Source organism: Haladaptatus salinisoli, from assembly GCF_020614375.1.
Taxonomy (GTDB): Archaea; Halobacteriota; Halobacteria; order Halobacteriales; family Haladaptataceae; genus Haladaptatus; species Haladaptatus salinisoli.
In genome coordinates this window covers 432,900-448,448 of record NZ_CP085328.1, presented here as the reverse complement: position 1 = coordinate 448,448, position 15,549 = coordinate 432,900, and the positions used below count along the sequence as shown (strand labels likewise).

Below are 15,549 nucleotides of genomic sequence, written 5' to 3'. Positions count from 1 at the left end.
AGACATATATTAACTGCCCTATCGCGATACCTGTCGTTTTTGTACAGTGTCGTTCAGGAGGGGTGTCTGGACCCGTGTATGTTTCCGAACAGCCCATTGCTGTTACTTTTGGTGGGCTAAGCAGACTCATGACTACCAGTAGAATGCCAACCAACAGGAACGCTGCTGCAATGGTGTATCGGATGGTCATGGAGTTACCCTCCTTTGTTGCTTGACGTTTGATGATTCGGCTTCTGGCTGAGGGTCTCAAGCCGTCGTCCAAGCCATGTTGCACTCACCGCAAAGAGATAATACGTAATGATCTGCCCGCTTTCCCACAAATACGGTTGCTTCCCTGGAATCTGTGCATCAAGGGCATAGATGATGTGTTCGAGTCCAAGCCCCTCGTAGACGAGAACTGAAACAAGATACGCCGGAATGAAGAGCAGTCGAAAGACCACAGTGCTGTAGATATCAACGACAGCAGGGAGCTGTGACGTTAGTGCGAGAAAGCCAAAGAGTACGAGCGTCGACCGGGTTGTCCATGCGGATCGGGTTATGGATGTGTGGTTGTTCATAGTTTCTAAGAGGTGTGTCGATGGCTTTACGTTATGCCTTGGCACACACGACAGTGAGTGACGGTGCTGTGACTGCCGATTCGATGACAACTGCGAGTAATGTCAAAGAGTTATTTCACTCACCACGAAGCTTATTCTTGACTACACGGATATCAGGCTATGAAACGCCGTGTATTTCTCTCTACGACTGCCCTCACGCTCAGTAATGGCTGTCTGTCCCTTTTGGCCTCTGATTGTCCAAATCCAACTCTGGAAGACGAACTTTCATACGAAAAACGAGATGCAACTTCACTCTTTATCGGGGAAGGAGCCGTCCTCGTTACTGACCGTGATGAAACGAATCGATTCAACTCGCGGGTCTTTGGTGGCGCAGCTAAACAGTGGGTGAAAGATACAGAGCTTGACAACAAGGTAGTACTCGGCATCCAAGTTGGCACATCAGGTGAGTCAAGCCCACTCCAGATACTCGGCGTTGAGCGAAAAAACGCGACTACCTTCAATGCGTATACCTGCATTGCTCACCCCGGTCAAACCAATGACTGGGTACCGTATGCGAAACTTCTTCGGGTGCCTCACGATGAGCAGGTGCCAACAACAGCCATCCTCACCCATTGGGAAGGAGGCACCAAACAGACGTATCCATAAATTTCGTTTTAAGTAGTTCTCGCGATAACGGAGAGATATGAGGAAAATTTTTGCAGGCTACTGCTTCCTGATTGAGTTCTAACCATCGCTATTGGCTTAGATGCAAAGTACATACTCTGGTTAGTGGATCATACTAACATCGAATCCCCCTCACATCAACAACCCTCTCATTTGGCCATTAGTCAATTGACTCTGCAATGCGAACCAACTCGTCGCGATCAAACGGGCCTATTAGATAATAATACGTCCCACTCTCGTCAATGAATTCGAGAACTCCCTTTTGCCTCTCTGGTGGTGCAACAGATGCTCCAGGTGGTAGAGAATCTACTTCAACAAATTCGTCTTCAGGTGGGGCTGGACTCACCTCCAAATGGTCTGTCATTGCATATGTGCCAGGACACCCATTCACCATGACTTCTTCATCAACGCCATATGGATGGCCAGGAACACTTGGATCATCAGCTGCACGAGCAGTAACAGCAAGATGTTCGCTCGGATCGCCGCTTTCACTCTCAAATACCATCCAGGCACTCATTCCAAAGTGACCGAGCTCGCTGGCTTCTTGGACATGGAGTTGAATCCGTCGATACCCCCTCGGAAGCGCAGTTGGCCTCCCGAGTGTGAAGGGAACATCACGATCCGCCGCTTCGATCGAAGTATATCCCTCATGATCGGGGCTTTGGTCATCAGACGGCATCGTACCGTATACGCGTTCCATATCCCTAAATCAATAGTATGGCAGGAGAAAGAGGCAAATCCCGGTATCTAGTAAGGGTTCTCCAGTTGATATCGACGAGACGGTGACACAGAACTATAGTTGGATGACTGGATTTTTGAGATGCCGTCCAATCCACGGGAAAGTGGTCCGATTGGTGAGATTTCGTCCGGTTTCGAGATGACTGATTGATTCTATAACCGAAGTAGAACGTGAGCCAGCGGTGAGGTGATTTTCGTGATTTGCTTGATTTGAGGCGATTGACTGCCGGTTGAGAGTATAAGCGGCAGTAGGTTAATTTGGAGTCTCCAACAGTTGGAATGGACTACTCGTTGATGCCTCCCCTCAAAAAACGGCACAGACTCCCGTCTCCCACCAAATTACTAAGATGCTATACAGAGTAGTCGATATATGGCGGTCACTGTTGAGCTGTCGCTTCCTCCAGAGAACTTCCCGTTAGGGATGATGCTCACCGCCGGAACCAACCTCCATATCGAATTCGAACGAGTCGTCCCTGTCGGTGCAGATGTGGTTCCCATCTTCTGGGCCTGGAACGGCGACTTGGAGACCTTCGAACAGCGCGTTCGAAACGATAACAATGTCCAGCAACTTGTTGCGATCGACCAGGTGGATGACCGTCGCTTGTACCTCCTTCATTGGGATATTCCAGCTGGTGCCTTTTTCGGAGCACTCACGACCGCAGAAGGGATTATTCGGAGTGCACACGGATATGGCAACGACGATTGGGAGTTTGAATTGTTGTTCCCCTCGCACGACCATCTGACGCGATTTCACAACGTGAGCCGGGACAACGAGATTGAGTACACACTCGGCAAGATGCAGTCGCTAAATAATGCTGGTGTATCGAAACTCGCAACCGTCATCACCGAGAAGCAACGTGAAGCACTCGTGCTTGCGTTCCAACGTGGGTATTTCACGACGCCGCGGCAGGTGACACTCTCGGAATTGGCGACAGAACTCGATATCACCCAGCAGTCGTTGTCCAATCGAATTCGAAACGGCATCGAAGCGATCGTGGAGTATGTGTTGTTCAGTGCATCCGACCGCTGAACTGTAGACTCGCTCTCATTTCCCCCGGTTGGTTTAAATAACTTTGTTAGAACAGACCGAGGGCTTATAGAACACTCCCTAATAGTATCCACAAGATGGGCTCTTCTTCGGACGATGACGACCCGCGGCCGTCGCTCGACGAGTTATTGAAGCTCCTCGCTGATACACAACGACGACAAATTCTCCGCTATCTCATCGCGAATGCTGACCAGCCTGTTCCGCTTGCAGCACTTCTAGAGCATCTATACACATCTGCTTCCGATAATGCGACAACTAAGACAATGCAATCTACCGAGCGAGACCGTCTCTTGATGCAGCTACATCATTTCCAGCTTCCGAAACTAGCGGACTATGGCCTCATTGAGTACAACTCCTCACTCCAACTTATTTCGTATATTGAAGAACCACGTGTTGAGGCATTGCTACAGTCAGAATCAATCGCTGGTAATGGGGACAAGAAGGACAATGGGGACGATTAGAATTCGTAGCTCTCTACCTGGCGTATTTCACTTGAGACCAGGTGTGTCCACGCCTGCTTTGTGCAACAGGGAGTAGTAGATGTTCTTGTTCCCTGTCGGACTTTCAGCACTCGTGTAGGTATCGTAAGCCGTGAGTGTCATGGGAATCTCATACTCATTGGGTGCGAGTCCATTCTAAATTAGATCTGTTGTGTCGCAGAAATTATTATCGTCTTGGCGAACGTACTAGCCTTGCTTATGTCCGTCCGCACCACAACACGAGGGCCAATTAGCAAATCGTTCGTAAGAGATATCGCCGTCATTTTTGTCGGTCTCCTCGTTCTATCGTGGGTCTTCAGCGGCGGGACAGTCTTGACGTATCTTGCAGTCCTCTTTGCATCTGCGCTCCGAAACATCTACTTCGGTTGGATTGGAAGTGGGCTGCTCTTCTATGTGATAGCGGGTATTGGACTCCTCGCTGAGGCAATCGTCCTCGCAGTCCTCTATCGGCTTGCTCGACGAGTACTTGCATGAGAACAAATGGGATAAGATAAAGAATGTGTACGACCCACATATCCTATTCTCTCGATAACCGCATCCGCCCACGCCTACCACCAACCCACTAGTCCATCACCACTCACAAATCATCCCACTCAGTGGACAGTCAGCCGGCAGAAACAGTGCCCAACCCAGCGTGAACCACCCCGTCTTTCAAGTGAAATCCAACAGCACAGTCAACTAGCACCAGCCAGCCTGACAGTCCACTTGTACCACACCACAGTTCCGGAGTAAATCAGCTGTCCACTATTGGGAGACGCTCTCTCCTTCCACAATCACTCTTGCTCTCCCGGACAGTCCTATTGACTCACCTCCAATGACAGTCCTGCTGCTGATTCATGGAAGATAGTCTGTTGGCCTCAACCAGTCCACTTCCAATTCGTCGCAGCACGCTGGACAATCCCTCGGCATTCATATCGAGTGGTTGTGCCCGAACGGGTTAAATCGGTGGGCGATAGTGGTTTTTTAATACTTTTGGAGAGTATAATTCTATATCATGTACTCTATCCAACGGATTGGTGCGATTGCGGTCCTCGGAATCGGCTTCGTCCTGATTACGTTCGTTCCGGCAGGCCTCGAGTCGCGAGCAACCAGGGGCCTCATCGTGGGGCTCGCCATCGCTGGCGGCGTTCTCCTGAGCATCGGCAGACTCTGGTTCGAGAGAATACGCTATAGTGAGGGTGAGTACGACGAACGGCAGATGGCAATCCAATATCAATCGGGCTGGGTTGTCTTCTGGATTCTTATTTCGTCGATCTTCGTGATTTGGAGTATCGGGTTCTTCACCGATATGAGACTGCCGCCGGGAGCGTTTGCGTTGCTCGGCGCTGGGGGGATTTTGCTTCAGAGCGCGAGTCACGTCCTGCTCAAACGACGGATGTGACTTGGGGTCAAACCCCTGGATAATACACTGAAGGTCTGGCGAGCAAAGCGGGCCCTCACCCAGCAGGAACTGGCGACTGAAGTCGACGTCTCGCGACAGACAATCAATGTAATTGAAGAGGGGCGATATGAGCCGTCACTCGAACTTGCCTTCAAACTTGAGCAGTCGTATGTGACTGAAAACGAGAGTGAGGAATGGTTTTTCAGCGCAATTCATCGTGTATTCGACATTCGATGAGGGGGAAATTCCAGATGTATCACAGCTTGGTGTGAGTGGCGAAGAGAGAGTCTTAGCACGGTGGGTTGATACGCCGCCTGATGATCTCCATGACGGTGATCTTCTCCCGCTGTATCTTTGATTCAATATAGAAATTGAGGAGTCGATAGCGATTTCAACGCACTAGATGTGTAGACGATCTCCCGGGAAAATAATCCGGGCAATGAGTGCGACATTTTCGCTCACATCTATCGGTTGTGCCCGTACGGGTTAAATCGGTGGGCGATAGTTGTTAGTAGCTCATACTAACCAAAGAGCGACTAATTGCAGGTGCGCACTCTTGATCTCCTCGCTCACCATTTCAAACGGAGAGAGCACAATTATGTCTCGTACTGCGCATCCGTTGCTCCGCGAACGGTTTCCTCGATCGCCTTGATCCGGGCGCAGGGAGTACATAGTCGACAATGATTGTATCTGCAACACTCGCCATCTCATAGACTGAATTGTAATCGTGAATCCCGCCATCATAGAAGAGCTGCGCTGACGAGAGCGCATCTCGTGCGGCAGCCACAACTGCTGGATCACCAAAGATGTCAGAATACTCGAGATAGATTATCTTGGTGGTTTGAACTCACACCCAGTGACTTGGAATAAAAATGACGGTGTCAGTAAGATCACTGCTCATCGCATCTAGTTGTCGAACAGCAGCTGCAATATCGCCGGGTGGGGCGTTGACATTGCAGGCGAGGACTCCTGGGTGATCAGTAAGATCAAGTGTCGGGTCAGCACCCCAAAAGTCAGTATCCGCACTGAGGACAACACGATTTTCCTCTCGTGCATACGCAAGGATCGACTCATCATCTGATCCGAGATCAAGCACATCCCCAACCGTGGTCACGTCGTAGCCTTCACCACGCAATGCAGTAACGAAGGCAGGAGGAATGTGTTCGTCAGCGATGAATTTCACGCTTCTTTCGGTGATGTGTCGCGCTGTTCAAAGTCCTCTGGACTCTGGAACACCCGCACGTCGTCTGGCGGGCTAGGGTGCCGTTCCTGGAGTTTACGGATTTCCTCCGGATGATCATAGTAGTAAGTGAGTGCACGGTAGACATCAGCGAGCTCAAGGTCGTACTCGGCAGCGACCTGCTCGGGTGGGACATCGCCGTCAAAGACGCGGGTCGTGATGTGATGGACACCAATGCGTCGGCCCTTGATACGGGGCGCGCCGCCAAGTGTGTCATCCGTTGAAACGATTTCGGTCATTGTGCGTGTCTATGCGCTCGTCGTTTATAGTCTTACACGGTGTCCTCGCTCACAGTTGGTGACATCCTCACCCTCACGGAGCTCTATTCAAATGGATATCCGAATCAACTATATGAAGCTTATGTCGGCATGACCAGGCTTCGAATCTTTCCTTCCATACGTTGATGGGTCTGTAGAGCGTATCTGAGCTATGTGTGGGCGAACTGCACTCTTCATCCAACAACAAGACCTCGAAGACCGCTTCGACGCACGAGTTGTCACCGATGGCGGGTATACACCACGATACAACATCGCTCCCGGAGAACTCTTAGAAGTCATTACGAATGAGGTGACCGATGAGATCGACCAGTACCACTGGGGGCTAATTCCCTTCTGGGCTGACGAGCCCGAAGAAGGAATCATCAACGCCCGCTCCGAAACGGCCGGCGAAAAACGCGTCTTCCAAGATGCATGGGAGTCACGGCCATGTCTCGTTCTGTCGTCCGGGTTCTACGAGTGGCAGAAACAGAATGGTGGACCAAAGCAGCCCTATCGCGTGTATCGCGAGGACACTCCGGCATTCGCGATGGCCGGGCTTTGGGAGATGTGGGAAGGTGACGACCAAGCGATTCCGTGTGTGACGATCCTGACGACTGAACCCAACGAGGTGATGAAGCCAATCCACAATCGCATGCCCGTCGTGCTCGCAAGTGATGACGAAAAGCGGTGGCTTTCGGCTAGCCCAGACGAGCGCGAAGCGTTGTGTCAACCGTATCCGGAGGATGACTTGGCCGCGTATGAGATCTCGACGCGCGTCAACAATCCAAGTCACAACGATCCATCAGTCATTGAACCGTTGGAGCACGAACAATCGGGACTTGGTGAATTCACCTCGAAGTGAATACCGAGCTTCCGACGTTTGAACCAAAATGATGACTGGCTCGCTTAGAGAAAGCGATTGACAATCGTCTCTACCCGTCCCTTGATCCCGCTCTCGCCCTGGACTGTTCCGTCAGGGTCGATGGTATGCTCGACGCCGAACTTTTCGACGTGAAGCTCCTGTGCGTCTGCATCATACGCAACAGAGAAGTCATTCTGCTCAAGCCGTTCGATAATCGGTTCGAATTGCTCCGGTGGTTCTGCTTGCTGCTCGGTCGGCTCCGTATCCTCTCGTGTTTCGCTTTCACTCTCGCTGACGAGTGCGAGTCGTGGTTCGGGAAAGCCGTAATGATGGACGTCATTCTCACGAACACCCTGGTATAGCTCATCTGGATCGGCTTCGTACCAGTCCGACCAATACCCATTGAGCGCGTTCTTGAACGCGATGACGACTAATTGGGTCTCTGCCGGATATTCTGGATTTGTGTCTGCTGTCGTCTTCGTGCCGTCGTCAGTCGAAAATTCCCACTCGGCGATTGTCTGCTCCGGTGGCCGTGCCACCACAACCCCCACGCTTGGATCGTCGTCTTCGGTGTCGATCACACGATCCCCGACCGACAGTCGTTTCATATCAGATTCGCTCATAGTGCCGAGTTGCGACTGAGGGGCGATAAATCGATGGGGCGTGTCGGTTAGTATAGAATACTAACCTGCGAACAACCGACTGCTAGCAGTCCATCTCGATCTGTTCACTCAAAACGAGGGGTGAGATCGGAGATTCTCCGATTTAGAAGCGATGAGGGGTACAACCGGATGAAATATGCTTCCCCGAGGGCGGGGACCTGGCCAATTCCACTGCCGCTTATGGTCTAAGCGACAATGTGTCTCACTCAATTGAGATTCCATCCGTCATTATCAGTCGTTTTCTTGACCCACTTTTACGATGGCACTCACTGCCTATCCTTACTCTTTCCTCGTTTTTCGAGTGAGTGATCAGTATGCTAAACCCAGCGGGCTATGAGTTACTATAGATCGCGTGGTTGGACGGTTTTGCGGTCGTTTTCCTCGGCTCGCCGGGCGGCATTGTCGAGAACGGTCGCGACTTCGTCGTCGAGTGCATCATAGAAGTCACTCGCAACGTTTTTGTCTTCGATCTGCTCTTTCACTGCGGCTTTGACAATTAAATCGGCCATACAGGCGTCCAGACGGTATAATACTACAAAAATCTACGGTAACAATCGGTCGCAGACAGTTCGAATACAGCCAACTTAACAGGAGAGGTACTCCAAAAGCCCACCTCTCTGCGGAAATCATTGCTCCTCATATCACTACATGACTTTCAATCAACTTCGTTCATTCATCCTCACCCGGAAAGAGTTCGGGGAAACGATCAACCAGTGCATTAACCTGCGGATGATCAGTATGCGCCACGTTTTCAGCAGTCCGATCGTATTCGATGAGTCCTGCATCGGCAAGCTTCGGGAGATGGCAGTGCTGGAGTGAGACGGTGACTTCGTCCACTCTGTCCGTCAGAGGGGTCTCAGGGGGTGGTGTCTCTTCCCAGGCACTGATGTCGGCCACTAACTCCTCGAGGGAGATCGGTTGGTTCGCCGTTTGGAGGCGTTGCAATATATATCGTCGCCGTCGATCCGCAAGAAGATTGAAAAGGCGATTCGTCTGCTCGGCGGTGGTATCTTGAAGTGGTATCTTCTCGAACTGGTCTTCCATAGCTATGCTTTGATCCCCGAACCAGTAACAATTGATTATAAGTATTCCTAGATATTGTGGAAAGCGCAGCTAAACGTGGTAGAATTGTGTATAGTTGAGGGGCACGGTGTGAGATGCCTAATTCATGCAGTTAAAACTGTGGTTTCCACAATGGAATCGAGTGGTGGTTAATCGTCACCCTCGACGTCGTCGTCAAGCGCACCCATGAAAAAGAAGTGATTGAACGGTTGAACGCGCCGCTGACGCATGATCTCGGAACTCTCAATCGTAACGCCTGAGTCGTGCAGCGTGTCCGTGATGCGGGTGATATCTTGGCTACTCGTCCCAATCGCTTCCACGTAGATATTCCGTTTGCCGACAAGCATCTCGCGCACATCGACCACGCCCTGCACAGCAAGCATCTTCTGGACAAATTCGGCTTGTTCGGTTGCTGGCGCGGTACACACGAACAGTACGCGGAGCGGAAGGTTGGCGGCTTCATAGTCGATCTCGGGATGATAGCCCTTGATAATGCCGTCTTCTTCAAGTTGCGCAATCCGGTTCCGGACTGTGCTCGCGGAGACACCGACTGTTTCGGCAATCTCTTCCGTGGTTGTATTCCGTGCGTCTCGCTGGAGATGATACAGGATGCCTTGATCAACGTTGTCAAGTCCTCGACCCATACGCAAGAATAGGGAGATGGGCGTAAATAGTCTGTGAGAAACTGAGTGAACTTCACCACCCCTCGATTAAGTGATTCACTCACTTCCTCAAACACCGGCGAATCCAGAAAATGAAGGTTGCTTAACCTTGTTCAGTGCGTTGGGATTGAAGTACCTATGACGCTCGATGAGCAGCTTGCAGTCCTCTCGAATCGCTACAGACGACGGCTCCTTGTCGCTTTAACACAACGGGCTCACCAGCCTGATCGTCTCGCTCCATCCCGAGGGTTAGCGACGGACGGAGGAGACGAAGATCAAGCGATCGCAATGCAGCACGTCCATCTCCCGACGTTGGCGGATCACGGGTTCATCGACTGGGATCGAGAAACACACCGTGTGACGAAGGGGACTCGGTTCAACGAGATCGAGCCATTGCTTACCGTTCTGAGTGAGAATCACGATGTGCTTCCTGATGGTGGTGCCACTGACTAATGTCGTATATTTTGTCGATATTAACGGTGATTGGAACGATCGACTGCTGGAAACCAGGCAAGGTGCCAGCAGCTATTCATCTTCTGACTCCAGAGGTTCTATGCGAGTTCTCGCGTTCACTGTCTGGCGTGAGTCGGATCGATACCACTTCGGTCGAATTTCATAAATTTCAGAATCGGTTCTTAACCAGAGCTTTATGTGGCTGGCATGAAACTTTCCAGGACGAAGAAGCAAAGATGCAGTGTGTGTCTATTTCCATTTGTGGCGGAAGCGAACCTTTCAGATCCGGTCTGGCTGTTTCACATCACGTGGGGGGCGCATCACAGAATGTTCACGTCTCTTTGACACCATGACGAATCACACGCCCTCCAACGACGAGAATCACGACCAGTCGGACCATGACACCCACCGGACAGAGTTTGATCCCTCAACCGACAGCGCCAGCGAAGAACTCATCACGGCTATCGCAACACTCAATGACGCCGACCCCGCTGAGCTGGCGCTTCTCGCGGAGTTCGTTGATCCCGAGGCACTCGATGCACTGTTTGGGCCACAGATGGATGGCACACCGCGTGATACCACCGGCCATGTTGTGTTCAATTATGACGCGTATCACGTCAGAATCGACAGCAACGGAAAGATCAGTCTCCGCCGCACCGAGGTCGAGACAGGCAGCGAACGCTCACTGAGTGACGACGACGAGTAAAACTCGATCCTCACGCTATTCATCAGTGAGTGCAAAGTGGATCTCGGTTGGCGTCAGTGTTGTATCAGCCAAGTCAGTGAGGAGATTCTTTCAGATAATTAGGGATGGTGACTCTTCAATTCGAGAGTAGTGTGGTGATCAAGACTGACCTGTGAAACCCCAGACTCAATATAGAAGTGAATCACTGCGTCTCGGGATGGAAATTGAAGGAGACACAGCCACTCAGAGGGTGTAACACGCCCGAACAGCACAGTTGCCTCCTGCTCGTGGAGTGTAGTCGCAAGCCTGGCAAGCGGCGTGACTGTATCGGCGCTCAGATCCCATTCAACGCGGTAGGACACTCGGTCAGAACATCGAGCGCGTTGGGAGAGGTCAGTCACTGCTCGGTCGTTAGCGAGGCGACTTGCGAGCAGTTCGCGCTCAGGGCCATATGCCCAGAAGTGAGGAAAGAGGTTCTCATCAGGGTCGCCAAGAGTGGCGAATTCGAGAAAGGAACTCGACTCACGAAGATATGGACTAACGAGATTGATGTGCTCGGCGGGAAACGTGAGTCGATACACCAGACGCATCTGCTAAGTATTGACGGTGCCAGTTAGAAAAATCGACTGGCCACATTCCTTCGGTTTCAGAGTCCTGGTGATACGTTTCAGGACATGAGAGTCACAAGCCCTCTTTGAAATGGCGATACACCTTCACAAATGGTGAGTCACCCGGCATTCCCTCGTTTTCCTAGAAACCATGCTCAGCGTTAGTATACTAATACTACCCTCGGCACTACTACTAAATCCGTCGCAACAATAGCCAAGCATAATCTACATGAGCGTGCAAGCGTGTTAGAAATCGGCATAGAAGATCGTGTTACTGTTGTCGGGAGGTAGTGCGCCCGTCACGCTACCAGGAGAACCACTTCATGGTTTTCTCTTCCAATTTTTGAAATACCATGTGCACTTGCCGCGATTAGAAGATCATGGTCTCATCACCTGAAATCAAGAGACAGGCAATGTGAGAAAAGGCCCACTAGTCGACCAGATCGAACCGTTGCTCGAAGCACTCATAGAGACGTACGATACACAGGCAGCTGGTGATCCGCCCGACTAATGCTTGTCCTCAAAAACTGCCACCTTTGTGGCAGTTGTGGTACGGAGTGGTGATTGGTTGGGACCCAGTCGAACTCCGTACCACGTTGTCCTTTGCGCTAGTCCTGTATAACCCTACTGTGATTATCTGGGTTACTAGATATTTATCTGATGTATGGCCGGAGGAATACACATTGCCACCGACTGATTCCGTTGAAAGCATACTAATCAGGAAGCCATCCACTTGCTGTGAAATCAGCAAAAATATCGCACTAAATTGCGTTTTCAGGATCAATCTTCTGTGATTATCTGAGTAAATCTCGCGTTAACTGGCGAATCAGCAAAATGACGGCGGAGGGATGAGTGTCTTTGATACGTCTTGAGAAACAAGAGAAATCGATGGTGAATTGGTCTGTCGACCACGCTCGGTGGGTGAGACAACAACTGACGTACGGGCGACGACAGAACGGTATGGACGACTCCGATACTATCAGACCAATGGTTGGGACCCATGAAGGACTTATCTAATCAACAACAATCGATCGAATTGCTCCAACAACTCGGGTTAAAAGAATACGAAGCAGGGTGTTTCGTGGCGTTAGCACGCCTCCCGAAAGGGACAGCCAAGGAAATCAGCGAGACCTCCGAGGTGCCCCGAACACGCGTCTATGATGCGATTCGAGTGCTAGAATCCAAAGGACTCGTCGAAATCCAGCACTCGAACCCCCAGCAATTCCGCGCCGTGCCGATCGAGGAGGCCGCCAAGACACTGCGCCAAGAATACGAATCGCGAACGGACACGCTTGTTGAGGCACTGGAGAACATTGATCCAACAGTGCCGGACAGTGATGAGGAGATCACCCACGAAGTGTGGGCGCTCTCGGGCGTCACGCCGATACGCAATCGGACACAGCAACTTATTGATGCCGCCGGCCAGGAGATCGTGCTCATCGTCGGGCGGGAGGAGGCCGTCACAGAGGAGTTACTCGAGCAACTCCACGAAGCGCAGGAGACAGGCCTCAGCGTCCTCATTGGCACCGCGACTAACCAGTTACGCGAGCACATTGCAGCGGCACTGCCTGAGGCCGAGGTCTTCGTCTCAGGATTGGAGTGGCTGAACGGGTCACCAAGCGCTCACGCTGACGAGACAACAATTAGTCGACTGCTGCTGATTGATCAGAATACAATTCTGGTCAGTTCGGTACACGAGACGGCCACTGGCGAAATCGACACTGAGAAAGCAGTGTTTGGTCGAGGCTTCGACAATGGGATCGTGGTGATTGCCCGGCGCTTGATGGCGTCCGGACTGCAACCAGCTGACGATCCCGCGATGGCCGACGAGTAACGTGTGTAAAACTGCCACCTACTCTCGGTGTTCGTCGAGCGGATCAATCTCGATGCTGACGCCAGAGCGATCGCTGGTGACTGTCACAGCATAGCCAGCATACGTGAACGTGACCTGGCCACCGGTTCGGTCACTCCCATTAGGGCGCGGTGCAAACAGTGCATCGAGTGCATCGGGATCGATTGCCGCATAGAGTGGCTCGAGATCGTCGCTGGAGACCTCCGCCCGAGCAGCAATCCTTTCTACGATTGTCGTCGACGGTGGTGGTTCAGTGTGCCACGCGGGGTGTGATTCGCTATCGTCGCGTGTGAAGTCCCCTGATTCCATATGAATCGTCTTCTCCTACAGTCGCTCTCAGCTACTGTGCTACCGATAATAGTTCCTCTGGTCGATTATTTCATTATAGAAGTCAGCAATTTATTATTATTCAGTATAAATACCAATTACTGAGAGCTATGCTGTCGCCCATTTCCTCACATATGAGTTAAAAGCGGCAAAGTACTAGTTAAGATACTGGTGTACTCGCCATGACTTCGTCCACCACCACACCTGCGAGCACTCGTCGCCACGCCGCATCATAGCAGTCAGTAACTCAGCAGATTGTCGCGGCGGTCGCCGATGCAGCCGATATCTCGTATCGTGAACTTCCGCCGCTCTACGAGGTCATCGATCCTGATACGTTGGATCGCCTCTTCACACCAACCTATGACGGAGACACGCGATCAGACGGTCGAGTGAGATTTGCGTATGCCGGCTACGAGGTTGTCGTTCACAGTACAAGCGGCGTAGAGGTGAGTCCGGTCGACACATTCGGTGAGCAGCACCACGAGTAAACCATCGGTCAGTCGGATATCCGCCCCCCTGGGGTGCGGCTGGTATGATGAACTCATGGACGTATTCAGTGAGACAACGCTGCGACCGGTGGCTCTGTTTCGTCTCCACGCTCCAGTTCCTCGGCGATGCTGCGCTCTCGCTGGCATCTCTCGGCGTCGTCCGCTTGCTTGTCTCGCCCCGATTTGTTGTCTGCCATCTCGTACTTTTGGTGCTCTAGTCGGATAGTCCTATGGCCGGTGACGGGTGTCCTGAATGCAATAGACAGACCTCGACACGTGAGTTCGGCGACGAAGTCGCCGATCACCCGGTCCAATCCACGGTTGACGAACCACGAGAATGCGCGGCTAGCCCTGCGTCCGGCGGACGAACTCGTCGAGTTTTGCTTCGATGAGCGTTGCGACACGTTCGCTGTATTGCCAGAGTGCGGCGTTGAGCCGTTCTTCGGTCTCGTCGTCGAGTTCGTCTGCTCCACGAAGGACGGAGTCTGTGGTGATCTGTGGGTGATAGACGCAGACCACTCCGAGTGAAGTATCCGAACTTGAAGTCCCCGCCGTATGGATCCCGTATTGGTCGGTCCCCCAGACACCATCGCCGCCCTGTCGTTCCAGTTCAGAATCGAGGGCATCGAGGAGCCGGAGTTCGTCCGCGGTGAGGATCGGCTCGTCACCGTCGAACAGTTCAGCGTATGCCGTCGTCCGGGCACTATTCGTCCATTGTTCCAAGCGGGATCGCGCTCGTAGTACGAGCTGTCGCTCGTCTGGAAACTCGGCCATGCGCCTAGTAGGATGGCAAGGCCAATCAACGTTCGTACTACGCACAGAGTTCAGCATCAACAGCTTATGGCATGCATTTGCTCCAGTTGACGATACAGGGTCACGGTACCACGACCCTCGGAAGGGTTATCCGTGAGTGAGGGATGTCAACTGCTACCAATCCAGCCACCCTTGTAGTCGGTCACTCTGATTGCTCGTTCTTTTCGACTTCTGTGACGATCACGTCCCAGTCAGGATGTTCGACCCCGTTTCGGCATTCGAATCCACCTTCCACATCAATTCCACTTTCGTAGGCCCTGCGAAGGAGTGCTTTCAGCTCCGCGTTCAATCCCTCCTTCGACGTGAGTGGTGTCTCCTCAGACGTCATTTTCCCTCGCCCCTTTCGTATTTTTGCGCTGTGAGTTCGTGTTCTGGTGTGATGACGACCACACCATAGCTGTGTACGGTTATCGCGTGGCCCTCGTGCGTGAATGCAACGTGGATATCTCCGTTCGTCCCGTTGCGAACCCGGACGAGCGCATCTAACGCGTCGGGGTCAACAGTGAAATAAAGCGGGTCCAGTTCACCCGGATTAGTGTCCATTACATCCGCCAGCGTTGCGATAACAGCGATGCTCGCAGGTGCCTTCTCTTGATCGAACTGGGTGCGAACAGTCCTAGAGTCCTGAGCGTACTCGACCGCTTCGACTCCAACCCCAGATATCTTCGTGTCCATTTCTACGGATTCTAGC

General features: G+C 52.0%; 24 protein-coding genes and 1 pseudogene. 11 read left to right on the top strand and 14 right to left on the bottom strand.

The genetic code is table 11. The features are described from left to right. Positions 1-194: 194 nt before the first annotated feature. Complete coding sequence (locus LIX00_RS17880) at positions 195-557, bottom strand: hypothetical protein (RefSeq protein ID WP_227355895.1); 363 nt, start codon at positions 555-557, stop codon at positions 195-197. 159 nt (positions 558-716) lie between these two features. Between LIX00_RS17880 and LIX00_RS17875 the strand changes: the two genes are divergently transcribed. Next, positions 717-1,202, top strand: coding sequence for a hypothetical protein (locus LIX00_RS17875; protein WP_227355894.1), 486 nt, complete (start codon positions 717-719; stop codon positions 1,200-1,202). 178 nt (positions 1,203-1,380) lie between these two features. Here the strand turns inward: LIX00_RS17875 and LIX00_RS17870 are convergent, their stop codons facing one another. Beyond that, complete coding sequence (locus tag LIX00_RS17870; protein WP_227355893.1) at positions 1,381-1,920, bottom strand: DUF4367 domain-containing protein; 540 nt, start codon at positions 1,918-1,920, stop codon at positions 1,381-1,383. A 408-nt stretch (positions 1,921-2,328) separates the two neighbouring features. Here LIX00_RS17870 and LIX00_RS17865 point away from each other — a divergent pair, with 408 nt between their 5' ends. The 5 genes from LIX00_RS17865 (at position 2,329) to LIX00_RS17850 (ending at position 5,124) form a co-directional block, all read left to right on the top strand. Further along, on the top strand, positions 2,329-2,988 hold the full coding sequence (locus LIX00_RS17865) for a helix-turn-helix domain-containing protein (RefSeq protein WP_227355892.1): 660 nt from the start codon (positions 2,329-2,331) through the stop codon (positions 2,986-2,988). Positions 2,989-3,083: 95 nt separating this feature from the next. Then, entirely contained in the window at positions 3,084-3,467 is a 384-nt protein-coding gene (locus tag LIX00_RS26355) for a DUF7344 domain-containing protein (protein ID WP_438267083.1), read from the top strand. Between the two features lie 237 nt (positions 3,468-3,704). Further along, the gene (locus tag LIX00_RS17860; protein WP_227355891.1) at positions 3,705-3,980 is read left to right on the top strand and encodes a hypothetical protein; all 276 of its coding nucleotides are present in this window, start codon (positions 3,705-3,707) and stop codon (positions 3,978-3,980) included. A gap of 520 nt (positions 3,981-4,500) precedes the next feature. After that, positions 4,501-4,887 (top strand): hypothetical protein, encoded by a 387-nt coding sequence (locus LIX00_RS17855; protein WP_227355890.1) that lies wholly within the window; start codon positions 4,501-4,503, stop codon positions 4,885-4,887. Positions 4,888-4,902: 15 nt separating this feature from the next. After that, positions 4,903-5,124, top strand: a complete 222-nt coding sequence (locus tag LIX00_RS17850) for a helix-turn-helix transcriptional regulator (RefSeq protein ID WP_227356174.1) — start codon at positions 4,903-4,905, stop codon at positions 5,122-5,124. A gap of 340 nt (positions 5,125-5,464) precedes the next feature. Here LIX00_RS17850 and LIX00_RS17845 read toward each other — a convergent pair whose 3' ends face one another. From LIX00_RS17845 to LIX00_RS17835, 3 genes are read right to left on the bottom strand one after another with little or no spacing between them, the layout of a single operon-like run. Continuing rightward, on the bottom strand, positions 5,465-5,674 hold the full coding sequence (locus LIX00_RS17845; protein WP_255679357.1) for a hypothetical protein: 210 nt from the start codon (positions 5,672-5,674) through the stop codon (positions 5,465-5,467). 60 nt (positions 5,675-5,734) lie between these two features. Continuing rightward, the gene (locus LIX00_RS17840; protein WP_227355889.1) at positions 5,735-6,070 is read right to left on the bottom strand and encodes a DUF5615 family PIN-like protein; all 336 of its coding nucleotides are present in this window, start codon (positions 6,068-6,070) and stop codon (positions 5,735-5,737) included. Then, on the bottom strand, positions 6,067-6,366 hold the full coding sequence (locus LIX00_RS17835; protein ID WP_227355888.1) for a DUF433 domain-containing protein: 300 nt from the start codon (positions 6,364-6,366) through the stop codon (positions 6,067-6,069). The genes LIX00_RS17840 and LIX00_RS17835 overlap by 4 nt, the downstream gene beginning before the upstream one ends. Positions 6,367-6,556: 190 nt before the next feature. On the opposite strand from LIX00_RS17835, the gene LIX00_RS17830 reads away from it, so the two are divergent. Continuing rightward, on the top strand, positions 6,557-7,246 hold the full coding sequence (locus LIX00_RS17830) for an SOS response-associated peptidase (RefSeq protein ID WP_227355887.1): 690 nt from the start codon (positions 6,557-6,559) through the stop codon (positions 7,244-7,246). A 44-nt stretch (positions 7,247-7,290) separates the two neighbouring features. Here the strand turns inward: LIX00_RS17830 and LIX00_RS17825 are convergent, their stop codons facing one another. From LIX00_RS17825 to LIX00_RS17810, 4 genes are all read right to left on the bottom strand, one after another. Next, the gene (locus LIX00_RS17825; protein ID WP_227355886.1) at positions 7,291-7,869 is read right to left on the bottom strand and encodes a hypothetical protein; all 579 of its coding nucleotides are present in this window, start codon (positions 7,867-7,869) and stop codon (positions 7,291-7,293) included. A gap of 380 nt (positions 7,870-8,249) precedes the next feature. Then, positions 8,250-8,417, bottom strand: coding sequence for a DUF1931 domain-containing protein (locus tag LIX00_RS17820; RefSeq protein WP_227355885.1), 168 nt, complete (start codon positions 8,415-8,417; stop codon positions 8,250-8,252). A 160-nt stretch (positions 8,418-8,577) separates the two neighbouring features. Next, the gene (locus LIX00_RS17815; protein WP_227355884.1) at positions 8,578-8,952 is read right to left on the bottom strand and encodes a DUF7344 domain-containing protein; all 375 of its coding nucleotides are present in this window, start codon (positions 8,950-8,952) and stop codon (positions 8,578-8,580) included. Positions 8,953-9,119: 167 nt separating this feature from the next. Next, entirely contained in the window at positions 9,120-9,614 is a 495-nt protein-coding gene (locus LIX00_RS17810; protein ID WP_227355883.1) for an Lrp/AsnC family transcriptional regulator, read from the bottom strand. 156 nt (positions 9,615-9,770) lie between these two features. Here LIX00_RS17810 and LIX00_RS26350 point away from each other — a divergent pair, with 156 nt between their 5' ends. The 3 genes from LIX00_RS26350 (at position 9,771) to LIX00_RS17800 (ending at position 13,212) form a co-directional block, all read left to right on the top strand. Next, positions 9,771-10,085, top strand: coding sequence for a DUF7344 domain-containing protein (locus LIX00_RS26350; RefSeq protein WP_438267082.1), 315 nt, complete (start codon positions 9,771-9,773; stop codon positions 10,083-10,085). 349 nt (positions 10,086-10,434) lie between these two features. After that, a complete protein-coding gene (gene ddfA / locus LIX00_RS17805) occupies positions 10,435-10,791 on the top strand; it encodes a DdfA family disk-determining factor (RefSeq protein ID WP_227355882.1) in 357 nt (118 codons plus the stop codon). 1,587 nt (positions 10,792-12,378) lie between these two features. Beyond that, positions 12,379-13,212 (top strand): TrmB family transcriptional regulator, encoded by an 834-nt coding sequence (locus LIX00_RS17800; protein ID WP_227355881.1) that lies wholly within the window; start codon positions 12,379-12,381, stop codon positions 13,210-13,212. A gap of 18 nt (positions 13,213-13,230) precedes the next feature. Here LIX00_RS17800 and ddfA (LIX00_RS17795) read toward each other — a convergent pair whose 3' ends face one another. Then, entirely contained in the window at positions 13,231-13,539 is a 309-nt protein-coding gene (gene ddfA, locus LIX00_RS17795) for a DdfA family disk-determining factor (RefSeq protein ID WP_227355880.1), read from the bottom strand. Positions 13,540-13,805: 266 nt separating this feature from the next. Here ddfA (LIX00_RS17795) and ddfA (LIX00_RS17790) point away from each other — a divergent pair. Beyond that, a pseudogene (ddfA, locus tag LIX00_RS17790) lies at positions 13,806-14,045 on the top strand (DdfA family disk-determining factor); the annotation flags it as partial. Positions 14,046-14,110: 65 nt separating this feature from the next. Here the strand turns inward: ddfA (LIX00_RS17790) and LIX00_RS26000 are convergent. The 4 genes from LIX00_RS26000 to LIX00_RS17775 form a co-directional block, all read right to left on the bottom strand. Beyond that, complete coding sequence (locus LIX00_RS26000) at positions 14,111-14,242, bottom strand: hypothetical protein (protein WP_255679363.1); 132 nt, start codon at positions 14,240-14,242, stop codon at positions 14,111-14,113. Positions 14,243-14,390: 148 nt separating this feature from the next. Next, a complete protein-coding gene (locus LIX00_RS17785; protein WP_227355879.1) occupies positions 14,391-14,819 on the bottom strand; it encodes a DUF7539 family protein in 429 nt (142 codons plus the stop codon). A gap of 181 nt (positions 14,820-15,000) precedes the next feature. Next, entirely contained in the window at positions 15,001-15,186 is a 186-nt protein-coding gene (locus tag LIX00_RS17780) for a hypothetical protein (protein ID WP_227355878.1), read from the bottom strand. Next, entirely contained in the window at positions 15,183-15,533 is a 351-nt protein-coding gene (locus LIX00_RS17775) for a HalOD1 output domain-containing protein (protein ID WP_227355877.1), read from the bottom strand. The genes LIX00_RS17780 and LIX00_RS17775 overlap by 4 nt, the downstream gene beginning before the upstream one ends. Between the last annotated feature and the right edge of the window lie 16 nt (positions 15,534-15,549).

What these genes read in the sequence shown, in the direction of transcription:
- LIX00_RS17880 (WP_227355895.1), bottom strand. Translation starts at nt 557, where the DNA reads ATGAACAACCACACATCCATAACCCGATCCGCATGGACAACCCGGTCG.
- LIX00_RS17875 (WP_227355894.1), top strand. Translation starts at nt 717, where the DNA reads ATGAAACGCCGTGTATTTCTCTCTACGACTGCCCTCACGCTCAGTAAT.
- LIX00_RS17870 (WP_227355893.1), bottom strand. Translation starts at nt 1,920, where the DNA reads ATGGAACGCGTATACGGTACGATGCCGTCTGATGACCAAAGCCCCGAT.
- LIX00_RS17865 (WP_227355892.1), top strand. Translation starts at nt 2,329, where the DNA reads ATGGCGGTCACTGTTGAGCTGTCGCTTCCTCCAGAGAACTTCCCGTTA.
- LIX00_RS26355 (WP_438267083.1), top strand. Translation starts at nt 3,084, where the DNA reads ATGGGCTCTTCTTCGGACGATGACGACCCGCGGCCGTCGCTCGACGAG.
- LIX00_RS17860 (WP_227355891.1), top strand. Translation starts at nt 3,705, where the DNA reads ATGTCCGTCCGCACCACAACACGAGGGCCAATTAGCAAATCGTTCGTA.
- LIX00_RS17855 (WP_227355890.1), top strand. Translation starts at nt 4,501, where the DNA reads ATGTACTCTATCCAACGGATTGGTGCGATTGCGGTCCTCGGAATCGGC.
- LIX00_RS17835 (WP_227355888.1), bottom strand. Translation starts at nt 6,366, where the DNA reads ATGACCGAAATCGTTTCAACGGATGACACACTTGGCGGCGCGCCCCGT.
- LIX00_RS17830 (WP_227355887.1), top strand. Translation starts at nt 6,557, where the DNA reads ATGTGTGGGCGAACTGCACTCTTCATCCAACAACAAGACCTCGAAGAC.
- LIX00_RS17825 (WP_227355886.1), bottom strand. Translation starts at nt 7,869, where the DNA reads ATGAGCGAATCTGATATGAAACGACTGTCGGTCGGGGATCGTGTGATC.
- LIX00_RS17820 (WP_227355885.1), bottom strand. Translation starts at nt 8,417, where the DNA reads ATGGCCGATTTAATTGTCAAAGCCGCAGTGAAAGAGCAGATCGAAGAC.
- LIX00_RS17815 (WP_227355884.1), bottom strand. Translation starts at nt 8,952, where the DNA reads ATGGAAGACCAGTTCGAGAAGATACCACTTCAAGATACCACCGCCGAG.
- LIX00_RS17810 (WP_227355883.1), bottom strand. Translation starts at nt 9,614, where the DNA reads ATGGGTCGAGGACTTGACAACGTTGATCAAGGCATCCTGTATCATCTC.
- LIX00_RS26350 (WP_438267082.1), top strand. Translation starts at nt 9,771, where the DNA reads ATGACGCTCGATGAGCAGCTTGCAGTCCTCTCGAATCGCTACAGACGA.
- ddfA (WP_227355882.1), top strand. Translation starts at nt 10,435, where the DNA reads ATGACGAATCACACGCCCTCCAACGACGAGAATCACGACCAGTCGGAC.
- LIX00_RS17800 (WP_227355881.1), top strand. Translation starts at nt 12,379, where the DNA reads ATGAAGGACTTATCTAATCAACAACAATCGATCGAATTGCTCCAACAA.
- ddfA (WP_227355880.1), bottom strand. Translation starts at nt 13,539, where the DNA reads ATGGAATCAGGGGACTTCACACGCGACGATAGCGAATCACACCCCGCG.
- LIX00_RS26000 (WP_255679363.1), bottom strand. Translation starts at nt 14,242, where the DNA reads ATGGCAGACAACAAATCGGGGCGAGACAAGCAAGCGGACGACGCCGAG.
- LIX00_RS17785 (WP_227355879.1), bottom strand. Translation starts at nt 14,819, where the DNA reads ATGGCCGAGTTTCCAGACGAGCGACAGCTCGTACTACGAGCGCGATCC.
- LIX00_RS17780 (WP_227355878.1), bottom strand. Translation starts at nt 15,186, where the DNA reads ATGACGTCTGAGGAGACACCACTCACGTCGAAGGAGGGATTGAACGCG.
- LIX00_RS17775 (WP_227355877.1), bottom strand. Translation starts at nt 15,533, where the DNA reads ATGGACACGAAGATATCTGGGGTTGGAGTCGAAGCGGTCGAGTACGCT.